Here is a 15,220-nt window from a genome sequence, read left to right on the forward strand (position 1 = left end):
AAGGTCTACTTGGTGGCCAGTCTTATTGGCGACCCAACACCATCGGCCCGTGGGCAATATTAACCACGAGCGTTTCGATACCCAGCTGTCGTCGGGTCAGGACTTCAAGCGATTGAATCGCCGCAATGGTTAGGTTCTAGGGCGTGAAATTAGTGTCCGCCCAGCACCAGAGTGTTCACTGGCATCAGGATCAGTCGCAGGCGCAGGCCTGCCGCATGAACGACGCCAATCGTGTCTACCACATGCAGGAACGATTTTTCCCAGAAGCCGAGGCTCTCATCCTCCAGCTTTGCGTGATTGTCCGTATAGATATTCGCCAGACAGTTGCTGCCCGGAGGCACATCATCGGCCATGCTTTTGTAGAGCGGTTCAAGGTAGACAAGGATCGAACCCGGATTGGTGTTGCTCTGCACGTCCCGCAACTCATCAGATGGCCTGATCTGCCCCGATGGGATCACATCCTGCACCTCGACGACAACCACCGGGATAACGGTAAAGGGCTTGGTCATGCAGCCTAATTCGCCAATCATACCCGGTTTGACCACCTGGGCCGAAAGCTGACTGAACGCCGCCTGGAATCTGTCATGTCCGGAGGAGGATGGCACCAGAATACCCGCCGGGCGCAGCAAAGGGCTGACATAGTCGCCGACCTGAAGCCCGAATTGTTCAACCCTGCCCGTCACTCCAGCATTTACCACAGTCTTGTCCAACTCGGTCAATGCCGCATCCAGCTGCGCATTGGCACTGGCAAGTTGGGCCGGGATCAGCTCTTCGATCTGTTGTACAACCGCTGCGCGTTTTGAGACGGCTGCTTTGACCTGCGCTTCACGCTCGGCAACCAGATTTTCCAACCGATCAATCTCGGCCAAGCGCACCGCGCTGGATCCCTCGTCACGTAGGGTGGTATTGCGTTCCAGATCCTCGAGCGATTGATCCAGAGCTGCGCGCGCGCCTGCAATCCCGGCCTCAGCCTCGGCCAGATCGGTTTCCGCCACCTTCAACGAGGCTTGAACCTGAGCAATCTGGGCATGCGCCGCTTCGACCTGTGCGGTTTGCGTGAAGTCTTCGATCCGGAAAATCGGCTGTCCAGCTGTCACCTGTTCATTGTTGCGCACGTAGACTTCGGAAACGCGCCCCCCTAGCTGCGGAAGGATCGTTACCGTCCGGAAATAGGAAGCCGCTGTTTTGCTGGACGGGTGAAAATAGAACAGCGTTGTGATAACGGTTAGCGCCAAAATAGCGCAAGTCGTCAGCCCCCAGCGCAACTCGTACCACATGGTGAACAGCGTGATCTCGTGTCCGATCCGTTTGCCCTGCACAAAGCGGCGAAACAGATAGTCAGGAAGCACGGTAATCAGGGCGCACAGCATCGTCTCGATCATTGTTCAGTGCCCCTGTGCTGCCGGTTCGGAGGGTTTGGATTGTTCGGGCTCAGTTTCCGGCTCAGGAGGGGGTGAAGCGTGTTCTTTGTCCTGCCCAGGCGCCAAAGATCGGATGGCATCGGCAATCGAGCGCAGCGGTGCCGCGAAATCAGGGAACTGGAACCCAGCCACAAGGATGGCGGCAACCCAGAAAAGGCCGTTATGCGTAAACAAAGCCAAAAGCGCCAGAATCCCAACCAATTGGAATTGCGGGTGATTGGTTTCATGCGCCATTTTTTCCGGGATCGAATGCAACGTGAAGTAGGCAACCCCGATCAGCACGACCATCCCGACGGTAAAAAACAACATGAAAGTGAAGAGGAAGTCGCTACCATCTGCCTGTGTCACATATGACGGAATGTGCCCCGTTGCCATCGGGTGAATATCTGCCGCGTTCACGTCCGCCTCCGAATCTTATGTTGTTTGCACTAAAAGCAGGCTGGCCGCCTACGATCAAGTTTCCATTGCGGTGGGCTTGTGTCTTTTCGTTTGGCAGTACGCGTGCCATGGTCCGCCAATGTCGCCAGTCAACCTACCACCGGCTCGATCACTTGGCGGCCGGAAACGGAACAAAACGCATGATTGATTTTCTCATAATCGGTGGCGGTGTCGCCGGGCTAAGCGCAGGTGCGCGCCTGTCAGAGCACGGCACAGTTACGGTGTTAGAGGCCGAGGACGGATTGGGATATCATACTTCGGGTCGTTCAGCCGCCCTGTTCGAAAAGGGTTACGGTCCAAACTCGGTCAAGGCATTGAACGAGGCAAGTGCTGCGTTTTTTGAAACAAATGCGTACCTAACACCACGCGGCCTGATGCTGATTGGCGGAAGGGATCAACAGGCGCTGTTTCAAAAAGACGCCCAAGATCTTGGTGTGCAAGAGATTTCGCCGGAAGATGCCATCGGACACATTCCTGTCCTGAATGCTGAAACTGTCGGTTATGCAGCCATAAGTAATAGCGCATATGATATCGATACAGATCGCGTCCTGCAGGACTTTGCGCGAACCGTCCGCAAGAATGGCGGTTCAGTCCTGACCCGTCAGAGGGTCAGCAGCATCCGCAAATCGGTTCATTGGACCGTCGAATCCTCAGAATCCTTTGAGGCACGCAATCTGGTAAACGCCGCCGGAGCCTGGGTCGATGAGGTGGCGCAGATGGCAGGAATCTCCCCCATCGGGATCACACCTTACCGTCGATCGATTGCGCGCATCCCCGCACCGGGCGGACATGACCTGCGAAACTGGCCAATGATGCTGGGCGCAGGCGAGAGCTGGTACGCCAAACCTGATGCGGGCAAGCTACTGGTCTCGCCTTGCGAGGCGGACCCAACCACACCCCATGACGCTTACGCCGATGACATGGTTCTCGCAGAAGGACTGGCACGATACGAAGCGATGGTTACCGAAACTGTAACTCGGGTAGAAACCAATTGGGCGGGGTTACGCAGTTTTGTTGCCGATGGCACGCTGGTGCTCGGACCTGATCCAACCGATCCATCGTTTATCTGGTCGGCAGCACAGGGAGGGTATGGGTTTCAGACCGCCCCTGCTGCCTCGCAACTTGTGGCGGATCTTGTGACTGGCGCGTCGCCGCGCCTTAACGCGGCGATTGTGAAAGCGCTGACACCCGGTAGGCTGTAACGATGTCAAAACGCAAACTGCCCCCAAATGCCAGCGTCGCCACCGAGGGCGACGGCAGCAAACTCGTCGCCCCAGCCGCCAGCCGAAACACGGTTGTGCTGTGCGATCTTCTGGCACGGGTCGCCCCGTCATCAGGACAGGCCCTGGAACTGGCCAGTGGAACCGGACAACACATTTCGGCCTTTGCCCAGCGGATGCCCGGGTTGCATTGGCAACCCAGCGAAGTCACCTCTGAACGGCGCGCCAGCATCGATGCGTACACCAAGGGTTTACCAAATACCGCCGCAGCCGTTCATCTGGATGCAACTGCGGAGGGTTGGCACAAAACAATGGCGCAGCAAGATTTGGTTTTACTGGTCAACCTCTTGCACCTGATCAGTTTGCCCGAGGCTGAAACCCTCGTTGCCGAAGCAGCGTGCGCTCTGAAAACGGATGGGCGTTTGGTGCTTTATGGCCCTTTCAAACGTGACGGACACCTGACAAGCGATGGCGACCAGCGATTTCACGACGCACTGGTCCAACAAGACCCTGAGATCGGGTACAAAGACGACACACATATATTGTCTATGTTAAAGGACAACGCCCTCGAACTGGTCGAAATCGTAAAGATGCCTGCGAACAACTTGGCATTTGTCGCCCAAAAAACTGGAATCTGATCAGGATCAAAGTCTGCTTTGCTCTTCATCATTCATATGCAGATTATCATATGTATCAAGAAGGACGTGATAATGAGCTGGCAGGATTCACTGAACGAAACGCGCAAAAGCTTGCGTAACCTTAACGGAGCCATTCCTGATACGGCGCGTGCCTTCGGGGCGCTGGGAAAATCTGTCAAGGAAGGCGGGACGCTGGACTACAAAACCAAAGAGTTCATCGCGTTAGGCATGTCAATCGCAGTACGGTGTGAGCCTTGCATTACCCTGCATTCCGAGGCGTTGGCCAAGGCGGGAGCCACCCGCGATGAGGTTTCGGACGTTCTGGCAATGGCCATCCAGATGGGCGGTGGGCCGTCCATGATGTACGCCGCCAAGGCACTAGACTGCTTTGATGAATTGAGCGCATGAAAAAAGCCCACCGAGAGCGGGCTTTTAGTAGGCGGTGCTACGTGAGTACCGCCTTATTTCTTGGAAGCGTCAGCCGTCTTTGCGGATTGTTTCGTTCTTCGGATCGTAGGGGCTGTCACAAGTCACGACCGCATCCCACAGCTTGTCCTGCATTTTGACCTGCAGCTTGGTGCCTTCGACCGCCAGCTCAGGCTTCACATACCCCATGCCGATGGATTTCTCGAACGCCACCGAGTACCCGCCCGAGGTCAAACGACCCACGCGCTCACCTTCCGGCGTGTACAGCGCCTCGCGGCCCCAGGGGTCGGCATCGTCCGGTCCGTCGATCAGCAGAGTGCAGCACTTCACGCGCACGCCGGTCTCTTCCAGCTTGGCTTTGCCGTAAAAGTCTTTCGACAGATCAACAAAGCGCGGCAGGTCAGCTTCCAGCGGGGTCGCGTCGCGGCCCAGTTCGGTGCCGAAGGCGCGATAGGATTTCTCCTGGCGCAGCCAGTTTTGGGCGCGGGCACCAACCAGTTTCATGCCGTGCTTTTCACCGGCCTTCTCCAGCAGGTCGAACAGATAGTTCTGCATCTCGATCGGGTGGTGCAGTTCCCAGCCCAGCTCACCCGTATAGGCCACGCGGATCGCATTGACCGGGCACATGCCCAGTTCGATCTGACGGGCGGACAGCCACGGGAAACGCTTGTTGGACAGCGCGGTTTCCGGGTCGGCGTCCTTGATGACCTCTTTCAGAACGTCACGCGACTTGGGTCCGGCGATCGCGAAGACGCCCCACTGGGTGGTCACGTCCTGGATTTCGATGTAGCCGAACTCCTCCATCTTGACCTCGGCCGCCTTGCAAAGGTAGTCGGCGTCGTACTCGGTCCAAGCACCGGCAGAGACGATGTAGTAATTGTTCTCGCCATTGCGGACGATGGTGTATTCAGTGCGGGTGGTGCCGTGCGAGGTCAATGCGTAGGTCAGATTGATGCGACCGACCTTGGGCAGCTTGTTGCAGGTGAACCAATCCAGGAACTGGGTTGCACCGGGGCCTTTGACGACATGCTTGGTGAAGGCCGATGCGTCGATGAGGCCAACGCCCTCGCGGATCGCTTTGGCTTCTTCGACAGCGTACTGCCACCAGCCACCGCGGCGGAACGAACGGCTTTCTTTGTCGAAGTTGTCCGACGCATCCAGCGGGCCGAAATAGTTCGGACGTTCCCAGCCGTTGACCCAGCCGAACTGAGCACCGCGGGCCTTCTGACGGTCGTAGGCAGGAACGGTCCGCAGCGGACGGCAGGCCTCACGCTCTTCGTCGGGATGGTGCAGGATGTAGACGTGCTCATAGCACTCTTCGTTCTTGCGCGCCGCGAACTCGGTGGTCATCCAGCTGCTGCTGTAGCGTTTGGGGTCCAGCGAGGCCATGTCGATCTCGGCTTCGCCATCGACCATCATCTGTGCCAGATAGTAGCCGGTGCCGCCTGCAGCGGTGATCCCGAAGCTGAAGCCCTCGGCCAGCCACATGTTACGCAGGCCCGGAGCCGGACCAACCAGCGGGTTGCCGTCCGGGGTATAGCAGATCGGGCCGTTGAAATCGTCCTTCAGACCGGATTCAGCGCATGACGGCACGCGTTCGGCCATCGCCATGTACTGATCAGCAATCCGGTCCAGATCCAGCGGGAACAAGTCAGCGCGGAAGCTGTCCGGCACGCCGTGTTCGAACTGCGCAGGAGCGCCATGTTCGTAGATACCCAGAATCCAGCCGCCGCGTTCCTCACGCGCATAGGATTCGTTGTCGGCATCTCGCACAACCGGATGCTCGGGGTTGCCCGCTTCGCGCCATTTGACCAACTCAGGGTCTTTGTCCATGACGATGAAGGTGTGTTCAACCGGGATCGCGGGCATCTTGATACCCAGCATTTTGGCGGTGCGCTGTGCGTGGTTGCCCGATGCAGTCACGACATGTTCGGCGGTGATAACCACCTGTTCGTCTGACGGAACGAGGTTACCGCCCTTCTCGACCATCTTGGTGCAGGTGACTTCCCAGTGGGTGCCGTTCCAGTGGAACGCATCGGCCTGCATCTTGCGCACGATGTCGACACCACGTTGACGAGCCCCCTTGGCCATCGCCTGAGTGACGTCGGCGGGGTTAATATAGCCATCCTCGGTGTGGTAGATCGCGCCTTTCAAGTCGGAAGTTTCGATCAGAGGCCAACGTTCCTTGATTTGCTCGGGCGTCAGCCACTCATATGCAACATCACAAGTTTCCGCTGTGGATGCATAGAGCATGTATTCATCCATACGCTCTTGTGTCTGTGCCATACGCAGGTTTCCGACTACGGCGAAGCCTGCATTCAAGCCGGTTTCTTCCTCTAGTGTCTTGTAGAAATCGACTGAGTACTTGTGGATGTGGGTCGTGGCATACGACATGTTAAACAACGGCAACAGGCCCGCTGCGTGCCAGGTGGAACCGGATGTCAGTTCGTCCCGCTCGATCAGCATCACATCATCCCAGCCCGCTTTGGCCAGATGATAGGCAATCGAGGTCCCGACGGCGCCGCCGCCAACGACCAGTGCTTTGACTTGGGTTTTCATAGCCGGGTGTCTCCCCTTGAATTCAGTTGACACCATATGGCGCATTTGAGGGGCTCGACGCGACATTCATCCGACCAGTGATAATAGAAAAACGACCCGCTAATGCCGCGAGTCGTCGTTTGCAACAATTTGGCAGATCAGTTCTTACCGAACGAACAACGCTTGGTATTCCCGCTCATCGCGCAAGAGGAACCTTCGTTACCTTTTCGCACACGGACTTCGGATGGCATTGATTTGGTTGCCGCAGCAACTTCACTACCTCCGCTCAATGCTCCGAGTCCGGGAAGCTTTTGAATTAGACCCTTGAGGAAACCACCACCAGATTTCGCCGGACCAGAATCGACGTGACGCTGATCCGAGAGCAAAATCATCTCAAGCGCCTTTCCATATGCCATCTGCAGATTGTCCTGATTCTCAAAAACCTTGCCGCCTGTGATGTCCGCCAATCCTTCGGCATTGAACTCTGTCGCCGTCAACGTGTTCAGCATCATCGCACCCATATCCATGTTTTCGATTTTCTGCTGCGTTACCTTGTCTTGCATGACCAGCATCTTGTCATAGAGATGCAACATTTTATCCGCCTTCTCGGGCTGCTCTTCGACCGGTATGACTATGCCCTCCCCCGTCGCGACCGAGGGGAATTCCAGCAGATCGTTCAGACTGGCCAGATCAACCGTTTCCAGAAACTGAATAATCGTCGCGTCATTAGTATTGGAGTGCAACCGCAGGACAATTTCTTCATCAAATCCGATGCGACCTTTGATCTTGCGGATATCGCTTTCTTCGTTCCTGCCAGAGATATCACCGGTCACCTCTGCAAAGGCCACGCCATCAATAACCGCGAACCCGCTGGACTGCTCCATCGCGTTCATGAAATCGGCCTGTCGTCCCAGCGCCAACCCAATAAGCGTGTTGCGCGCTTTCTTGGGCTTCAAAGTGATATCGAACCAGACAATGTCGCCATCTTTTTCATACACATAACCTGACTGAGCCAGTTTGCGTATCAAACTGTCCCGCCCTTCATTCGTTAGACGCTGCAATTCCACCTGGCTGGAAATCGAGCTGACCAAGGGCGAAAGCTCGAACCAGGACAACACCGTCTGAACAGCTTTGCTCTCGCTATCCGCCAGATCAAACCGGGCCCAACCCTCTGGCGGCGATGGCAGATAGGGCTTTGCACCCGCATCCCATCGCTTCTTACGGTCACGCTCGGCCTGCTTGGCAACCTGTTCTGCCTTAAACACACCGAAACGGTCATTGATCGTCTCAAGATATCCACTGAACGATAGTGATCCATCGTGCTTTTTGTCTTGCTGGTAATAATCGAGACCCGCGATAAAAATCGCCGCAATCAGCAAAAAACCAATGAAACGCAGCGCGCCCATAAAAAACCTCAGAATCAGATACTCTTCTGTGAAGAATCTGTCCCACAACATTGAGGCGCAGGTGTGTCTGATGCTTGGAAAATTCCGTCATTTGGCAATCGATCTGATGGCTACAGAATCTTTCCCGGATTCATGATGTTATCGGGATCCAGCGCTGCTTTGATCGCCGCCATATAATTTGTCGCCGCGCCTAGTTCTTTCACCAGATAGGGGCGCTTACCCTGCCCGATTCCGTGTTCTCCGGTACAGGTGCCCTCCATCGCAATTGCAAGATCATTTAGCCAACCGACGAATTCCTCTGCACTTGCGACCTCTTTTGCGTCATCCATGTCGATTAACAGAAGTGTATGGAAGTTACCGTCACCAACATGACCCACGATTGGGGCCAGCAAACCCAATTCAGCGGCCTTATCCTGTGCGGAGGTCACACATTCGGCCAAACGCGAGATCGGAACACATACATCCGTAGAAATGCCCCGCGCGCCTGGGCGCAGTTGTAGGCTGGCCCAATACATATCGTGCCGGGCCTGCCACAGCTTGTTGCGCTCTTCGGTTGTCGTAGTGGTGGTGATATCGCTGCCACCAAATTCTTCCGCGATTTGGCCAAAGGTCTCTGCCTGTTCCGCTGCACCGCTGTCCGAACCGTGAAATTCCAGCAGCAGCAGTGGCGTTTCTGGCAAATCCAGTCCCGAATAAGCGTTTGCCGCTTTGACCGACATCTGATCCAGCAATTCGATCCGCGCAACCGGGATACCATACTGAATAGTCATCATCACAGCCTGACAGGCTGCATCCACCGATGGAAACGAACAGCGAGCTGAACTGATGGCCTCGGGGATACCCTGCAATCGCAATGTGATTTCGGTGATTATTCCCAGTGTGCCTTCGGCACCGATTAGCAAGCGGGTCAGATCAAAACCCGCCGAAGATTTTCGCGCACGATGCCCCGTGCGGATCACTTGCCCGTCCGGCATCACGGCCTCAAGGCTAAGCACATTATCTTTCATTGTCCCATAACGCACAGCATTGGTGCCAGACGCGCGTGTCGCGGCCATTCCACCCAGCGACGCATTCGCGCCCGGATCAATCGGGAAGAACAACCCCTGATCCCGCAGATGGGTGTTCAATTCGGCTCGGGTGACACCCGGTTGGACAACGCAATCTAGATCACCGACATTGACCGCCAATATCTTGTTCATCTGACTCAGATCGACGGATATGCCACCAGCAGGAGCGTTCACATGACCTTCGAGCGAGGTGCCTGTTCCGAATGGGATGACTGGCACCTTGTGCTCGGCACAGGTCCTGACGATATCGGCCACTTCTTCGGTTGAATGCGGGAAAACCACCGCATCCGGTCTCTGGTTTTCAATCCACGTTGTTGTGTGCCCGTGCTGCTCGCAGATCGCAGCACCAGATTGCAGCCGGTCTGAGAACCTCTGCTTCAAAATTCCCAGCGCCGTGTCGATCCCGGCCTCGTTTCGCGGCAAAGCAGTTGCCTGCACCATTGCGTTCCCCTTTTCTCAGGCCACCGCCTAAAGCATTGCAGGCACAACCTGATCTGGCGGGCGATGACCGTCTTCGAAGGTCTTGATGTTGATAATGACTTTCTCACCCATCTCGATCCGACCCTCAAGCGTCGCCGAGCCCATATGGGGCAGCAGCACCACATTCGGCAATTGCCGGAGGCGTGGGTTCACATCCGTGCCCTGTTCATAAACATCCAGACCAGCGCCCGCGATCTCACCGGCGCGGATCATGCGTGTCAGGGCGTTCTCATCAACGACTTCACCGCGTGATGTATTCACGATCACCGCCGTGGGTTTCATCAATTTCAAACGCCGCGCATTCATCAAATGAAAGGTCGAAGGGGTCGACGGGCAGTTGATCGAAATGACGTCCATCCGCGCCACCATCTGATCAAGACTATCCCAGTAGGTCGCCTCCAGTTCCTGTTCAATCTCGGGGCGCAACCGGCGGCGGTTGTGATAGTGGACCTGCATTCCAAACGCGCTGGCACGTCGCGCAACAGCCTGCCCTATCCGGCCCATCCCAAGAACACCCAAGCGGCGACCACCGACCCGGCCACCCAGCAAGGCCGTCGGGGCCCAACCGGCCCAATCGCCCTTTTGCATCACACCTAACCCCTCGGGGATACGTCGTGTAACCGCCAGGATCAGAGCCATAGTCATATCTGCAGTATCGTCAGTCAGTACTCCTGGTGTGTTCGAGACAAGGATCCCGCGCTGCCTCGCCGTCGCCACATCAATATTGTCGACACCGGCACCATAATTGGCGATCAGTCGCAATTTCTCACCAGCCTGCCCCAGGATACCGCCATCAATTGTATCGGTTATCGTCGGAACCAGCACATCTGCTGTGTTCACTGCCGCCACCAGCTCTTCGCGAGTCATGGGATCGTCGGTGTCACGCAGTTTTACATCGAAAAGCTCGCTTAGCCGTGTTTCCACCGCTTCGGGCAACCGTCGCGTAACGACAACACTCAGACGTTCTCTTGGCACCTTGACCCTCCTACCGCTTTGCAAACTGCCGCGCGCCATGGCATCGTGGCGCAGGATTACACGGGGCACAAGAACCCCTTGGGCATCGTCTCAACCTTTTTTGCATACGATCCACAGGCATAAGAGCAGACAGGCAGTGAGTGCTAGTTTTTCAGTGAACCGCCATTTTGTGGTGTTGATATCGGTTTTCCTGCTCGTGCTCGGCGCAGTGGCCGTGTCCGCGCAGGAAAAACGCGGTCCAGTGACGAATCTACCGCTTCCACGATATGTCTCGATGAAAGCCGCCGAGGGTAATGTCCGTCGCGGCCCTTCGCTGACTCACCGAATCGATTGGGTGTTCAAACGCCGTGGCATGCCGCTGCAGATCACGGCCGAATATGGAAACTGGCGCAAGGTTCAGGATCGAGACGGTGCCGGGGGTTGGGTGCATTACGCGCTGCTTTCAGGTGTGCGGACAGTCCTTATCGAAGCCGACTTGCTGCCGGTTTACGCGATGCCCGATCCCAAATCGCAGGTGAACGCGCATTTTGAAACCGGCGTCGTCGCCCGGCTTGAAAAATGTTCACCCGATTGGTGCCGCATCTCGGCAGGCGGCTATCGGGGCTGGACCCTGAAAAGCAATCTTTGGGGGGTCGACCCCGCCGAGATTCGGGAATGACGTGCGTGCGCGACAGCGCCGACTGAGCTACTCCGCGCCTGCAGCGCTGCCGCGTTTGGCCAGTTCCTGATCCAACAACAGCAGGTTCCATCGGTCCCCGCTGGCCGCCTTGGCCTTATCCAGGATCGATGTGAACAGGTCTTCTTCCTCTATCTGTTCGGCCAGGAACCAGTTCAGCATATTCTGTGTGCTGTATTCTTTGACCTCATGCGCCAGCTCAAACAACGCGTTGATCTGGCCCGTCACGGTTTGCTCCTGCGCCAACGCCTGCTCCAGTACATCAACGGGTGATTCATAGTCCGTTTGCGGTTTTGCGATGCCGTCGAGATTTACCCTCCCACCCCGCTTGGCGATAAAGTCGAATATACGCATTGCATGGGTTTCCTCTTCGGCAGAATGCCCCCGAAACCAACTGGCGAATCCAGGCAGATCCTGCGCCTCAAAATAAGCCGACATCGCCAAGTAGGTGTACGAAGCGTGGAGCTCATTGTTGATCTGCTTATTCAATGCTTCTGCAACTTGCGGGTTCAATTTCATTGCTCGCTCCTTTTTCGTGCTGGTTAGCGGACTTTATCTAGCTAGGTCCAAAGCCAAAGACATTCAACTGATAAAGGTAATTTTTATCGATATTAATCAATAATTTAATCCAATTCCTGTGCTATTGAAACGCAGTCGCAGGAACGAGCGATGTGGCGCATCGCGGATTGTATCTCGCGACCGCAAAACCAAGGATTGCCAGTTGGATTTTCGTTTTAGAGATCTAGCTTCGCCTCAAACAATCGCCTGACCAATACTCGACCATCCCGACGATCCAACCGCCATCAGACTAAATTGCATATCCACATCAAAATTGTCCAAAAAAGCCCTTGAACCCTCAAAGCAACAGTCGTAGATAGCCGCTCACCGTTGGGGTGTAGCCAAGTGGTAAGGCAGCGGTTTTTGGTACCGTGTATCGTAGGTTCGAATCCTACCACCCCAGCCACAAAAAATCATAAAAATCAAATACTTAAAAACACTCAAGATGTAAGTTATACTTACCTTGATTTCTGCCCCACACCTCCCCCACAGATAGTGCATGGTCGCGGTTCCGGCCGGCTGCGTCCCCCAAAAAACATCGGGAGACAACGACATGCGCAATAAAAGCGTTCGTATAAGTGACAGAATCATTGGCGATTCCAGACGGTACAGAGTGCGTTGGTACTGTGATTGGAGTGAAAATTATAAGGAGGAGACTTTCAAATCGCTGGCTGAAGCAAAGCAACGCAAACGAGAAATCGAGGCCATGAACGCCTCTCAAGTCGGACCGGGCATGCGGGAAATGAAGTTCTCTCAGCTCGCCGAGCAATATATGGAAGCTTCAAAGCGCGGCAGGGATGGAAAATTGCCGCTCGAGTACTCCACGCTAAAGGGCTACCAACACTATTTGGACGAGCACATACTCCCGTACATCGGGAACGTGCGTTTGAACGTGCTGACCAGAGACAAGATGAGCATGTTCATGGGACAGCTCACCGAGAAGTTCACCTCCCGACAAACTGCCAAGCATGCATTTGACCTTTCCAAGTCGATCTTGAACTGGGCTGTAGCTAGGGACCTCATCGTCAAAAGCCCCGCCTACAAGCTAGCAGTGCAATTGAACGACGGCAGGGGCGAACCCGCCTCACGGTCATTGCATACTCGGGCAGAAGTCAGGATCATCTTCGAAACGCTCTCAGAGCTTCGTGAACATCCCAATAAGCAGGTCAGGCGCAGTTGGATAAAGTACAGCGCACTAATTGCATTGATTGCGTCAACTGGGGTTCGAATCTCGGAAGCTCTTGGCATCAAGCGAACCGATATTTCTGAGGATTTCACAACAATTACTTTGCGCCGGAAAGTCGATCAAAGCAGGCGCGGCAGACCGGACAGCGACAGGGTTGGGAAAATGAAATCCGCCAATGCTTACCGCACTGTCCCTATCGGTTCGCTAGCGCGACACTGGCTAATTGATCACCTTGCCACCCACGACCACGATTTTGTTTTTTGCACCAAAGCTGGGCTCCCAATGCACCATTCTCAAGTCAACAACTACGGTTGGTATCGAGTCCAGCGCATTGCAGGGGTTAGGCAGCGCGGCCTCCACACACTGCGGCACATGTTTGCATCCGAGTTGATGCTTCGCGGAAAGTACTTGGAGGCTCAAAAATTACTCGGCCACCATAACGCGTCATTCACCATGTCACAGTACGGCCATCTAATCAGTGACGAGAGAACGAAAATGCAGGCCATAGCTAACATGGTAGCAGAGACGTTCATGCCACCTCCTAAAGATGAACCTAACGATAGCGGGCCGAAGGCGTCAGCCGACGGAAGGTTAATCTCTGATGAAACCGATCAGTCATCTGACGACGGCGAAAGCAAAGGTTAGGGGGGAGTTTTCATGCTAACGATTGCGAGGGAGGGAAACCACTATTGGACGCTGTGCCAGTTGAGCCAAAAGACGTCGGCAGTGTATGACCTCTCCCGCAACCTTGACTACTAGCTAGCGCTAGCCTCTGTTGGCCAGTTCGCACTTTGACCTTGGCATTGAATCGCCAAAACCTCTCGAACACATTTTGCAGCAACATCTCAATGTGTGCCGCCATCTTGTTCACAGATACCTTCAAGCTGTTTGGGTGACCGCAGCCGTTCGGATGTCTGGGATGCAGCCAGCCGATGTCATGCTAGCATCATGACACGCGCGCTCACGTCGGCCGATGTCCGCTCTGAGCCCTAACCCGTCTGTGCTGAGAGTTAGATAAGTGTCCGCTTCCGTGAAACTTATTAGAATGGCGCATTGTCAGCTTTATGCCTGTTGAGAATTGTTGTCATAGTGTCTACAGAAAAATCACTCATCAAAAACGAGCAGATTGACGACAGATCAAGGGAACCCCGCTCGCATATAAGCGATGATCTTCCAAATGTCTTCTTCGCTCAGCGCTTCCTTAAAGGCTGGCATGTCTGTCCCGAAGCGTTCGCCGCCCTCGGAAATTGCCCAAAGAAGGTACTCGTCCCCCGACATCGGCATCTGAACGAACCATCGTAGGAGAGCGGGAGAGGGCGCGAGCGAACGTCCGGCTTCACCATCGCCCAAGCCCTCAGCTCCATGACAGCTTGCGCAGTTTTCCGTGTATAGCGTCTTGCCCTCCGAAACATTCTCGGGCGTTGCACGAATGGTGCTCCGAGCCCCGCGGTAGGCTACGGGCACGTCCTCGTTCATATACGTCCAATGTCGTTGCATGCGCTGCTGCTGGCCAGGCCCCATATTGCCGTGCCCCCAACCACGCATGTGCTCAGACCTCATGTGGTTAGATCCCATTGGCCCGTGACCCCACCAATCTCCTCGTTGTTGTTGTGCGCAACCCACTGTAGCAATGGTGATAGACAGAACGCTCAAGGCAAGAGTGCGTAATCCAAGCTTCGTCATCTTCTCCTCCTTACTGTTTCCGCTCGATGAACGTCGCCTCAGGCCGCTTCGTAACTCTTGAACACCTCGGTGCTACCGTCCTTGAGGATCAAAAACACGTCGTAGGCCTCACGACGATCTTCCGGCCCCATCCCAGGGGTACCGTAGGGCATGTCAGGAACAGCAAGTCCAACAGCATTGGGTTGCTCCTCCAGCAGACGACGAATGTCGGCAACAGGCACATGCCCCTCGATCATATAGCCATCGATCTCGCCTGTGTGGCAGGACATCATTTCTTCGGGAATGCCGTTGTCCAATTTGTGGCGGACAAGCTGTGTTCCAAAGCTGCGCTCCTCGGTAACGCGAAAGCCTTCCTGCCGTAGGATGTCGATCCAAACCTGGCAACAGCCGCAGTTCGGATCCTTGAGAACATGGATGGAAGGCGTGTCTTGCGCAAACACGGCAAATGGTACTGTGCTGGCAATGCCAGCGGCGTAAGTCAGTACTTGGCGGCGTTTCAGGTCCATAG

Annotated in this window: 14 protein-coding genes and 1 tRNA gene; 6 read left to right on the plus strand and 9 right to left on the minus strand. The window is 55.3% G+C overall.

The annotated features are described in order from the left end of the window. Window positions 1-149: 149 nt before the first annotated feature. Both ACR0MJ_RS13480 and ACR0MJ_RS13485 read right to left on the minus strand, forming a co-directional pair. Entirely contained in the window at window positions 150-1,382 is a 1,233-nt protein-coding gene (locus ACR0MJ_RS13480; protein ID WP_170392496.1) for an HlyD family secretion protein, read from the minus strand. A 3-nt stretch (window positions 1,383-1,385) separates the two neighbouring features. After that, window positions 1,386-1,796: a hypothetical protein gene (locus ACR0MJ_RS13485; protein WP_170392922.1), complete on the minus strand. Its 411-nt coding sequence runs from the start codon at window positions 1,794-1,796 to the stop codon at window positions 1,386-1,388. A 203-nt stretch (window positions 1,797-1,999) separates the two neighbouring features. Between ACR0MJ_RS13485 and ACR0MJ_RS13490 the strand changes: the two genes are divergently transcribed. The 3 genes from ACR0MJ_RS13490 (at window position 2,000) to ACR0MJ_RS13500 (ending at window position 4,125) form a co-directional block, all read left to right on the plus strand. Next, a complete protein-coding gene (locus ACR0MJ_RS13490; RefSeq protein ID WP_480761310.1) occupies window positions 2,000-3,061 on the plus strand; it encodes an NAD(P)/FAD-dependent oxidoreductase in 1,062 nt (353 codons plus the stop codon). Between the two features lie 2 nt (window positions 3,062-3,063). Next, window positions 3,064-3,717, plus strand: a complete 654-nt coding sequence (locus ACR0MJ_RS13495) for a DUF938 domain-containing protein (RefSeq protein WP_480761311.1) — start codon at window positions 3,064-3,066, stop codon at window positions 3,715-3,717. Window positions 3,718-3,789: 72 nt separating this feature from the next. After that, a complete protein-coding gene (locus ACR0MJ_RS13500; protein WP_170401940.1) occupies window positions 3,790-4,125 on the plus strand; it encodes a carboxymuconolactone decarboxylase family protein in 336 nt (111 codons plus the stop codon). A 69-nt stretch (window positions 4,126-4,194) separates the two neighbouring features. On the opposite strand, the gene ACR0MJ_RS13505 is transcribed toward ACR0MJ_RS13500, so the two are convergent. The 4 genes from ACR0MJ_RS13505 to ACR0MJ_RS13520 form a co-directional block, all read right to left on the minus strand. Further along, complete coding sequence (locus ACR0MJ_RS13505) at window positions 4,195-6,702, minus strand: GcvT family protein (protein ID WP_480761313.1); 2,508 nt, start codon at window positions 6,700-6,702, stop codon at window positions 4,195-4,197. Window positions 6,703-6,839: 137 nt separating this feature from the next. Then, window positions 6,840-8,087 (minus strand): hypothetical protein, encoded by a 1,248-nt coding sequence (locus ACR0MJ_RS13510; protein WP_480761316.1) that lies wholly within the window; start codon window positions 8,085-8,087, stop codon window positions 6,840-6,842. A gap of 110 nt (window positions 8,088-8,197) precedes the next feature. Then, the gene (locus tag ACR0MJ_RS13515) at window positions 8,198-9,595 is read right to left on the minus strand and encodes an FAD-binding oxidoreductase (protein WP_480761318.1); all 1,398 of its coding nucleotides are present in this window, start codon (window positions 9,593-9,595) and stop codon (window positions 8,198-8,200) included. Between the two features lie 27 nt (window positions 9,596-9,622). Further along, complete coding sequence (locus ACR0MJ_RS13520; protein WP_170392503.1) at window positions 9,623-10,609, minus strand: 2-hydroxyacid dehydrogenase; 987 nt, start codon at window positions 10,607-10,609, stop codon at window positions 9,623-9,625. A 169-nt stretch (window positions 10,610-10,778) separates the two neighbouring features. Here ACR0MJ_RS13520 and ACR0MJ_RS13525 point away from each other — a divergent pair, with 169 nt between their 5' ends. Beyond that, window positions 10,779-11,267: an SH3 domain-containing protein gene (locus tag ACR0MJ_RS13525; RefSeq protein ID WP_480706986.1), complete on the plus strand. Its 489-nt coding sequence runs from the start codon at window positions 10,779-10,781 to the stop codon at window positions 11,265-11,267. A 27-nt stretch (window positions 11,268-11,294) separates the two neighbouring features. Here ACR0MJ_RS13525 and ACR0MJ_RS13530 read toward each other — a convergent pair whose 3' ends face one another. Further along, the gene (locus tag ACR0MJ_RS13530; protein ID WP_170401952.1) at window positions 11,295-11,804 is read right to left on the minus strand and encodes a ferritin; all 510 of its coding nucleotides are present in this window, start codon (window positions 11,802-11,804) and stop codon (window positions 11,295-11,297) included. Window positions 11,805-12,174: 370 nt separating this feature from the next. On the opposite strand from ACR0MJ_RS13530, the gene ACR0MJ_RS13535 reads away from it, so the two are divergent. Both ACR0MJ_RS13535 and ACR0MJ_RS13540 read left to right on the plus strand, forming a co-directional pair. After that, a tRNA-Gln gene (locus ACR0MJ_RS13535) sits at window positions 12,175-12,249 on the plus strand. A gap of 147 nt (window positions 12,250-12,396) precedes the next feature. Continuing rightward, window positions 12,397-13,674 (plus strand): tyrosine-type recombinase/integrase, encoded by a 1,278-nt coding sequence (locus ACR0MJ_RS13540; RefSeq protein ID WP_480761320.1) that lies wholly within the window; start codon window positions 12,397-12,399, stop codon window positions 13,672-13,674. Between the two features lie 492 nt (window positions 13,675-14,166). On the opposite strand, the gene ACR0MJ_RS13545 is transcribed toward ACR0MJ_RS13540, so the two are convergent. Both ACR0MJ_RS13545 and ACR0MJ_RS13550 read right to left on the minus strand, forming a co-directional pair. Next, window positions 14,167-14,589, minus strand: coding sequence for a c-type cytochrome (locus ACR0MJ_RS13545; RefSeq protein ID WP_480761321.1), 423 nt, complete (start codon window positions 14,587-14,589; stop codon window positions 14,167-14,169). A gap of 161 nt (window positions 14,590-14,750) precedes the next feature. Then, a complete protein-coding gene (locus ACR0MJ_RS13550) occupies window positions 14,751-15,218 on the minus strand; it encodes a DUF411 domain-containing protein (RefSeq protein WP_480761323.1) in 468 nt (155 codons plus the stop codon). Window positions 15,219-15,220 lie beyond the last annotated feature (2 nt).

The sequence above is a fragment of the Ruegeria sp. C6 genome, assembly GCF_056537625.1.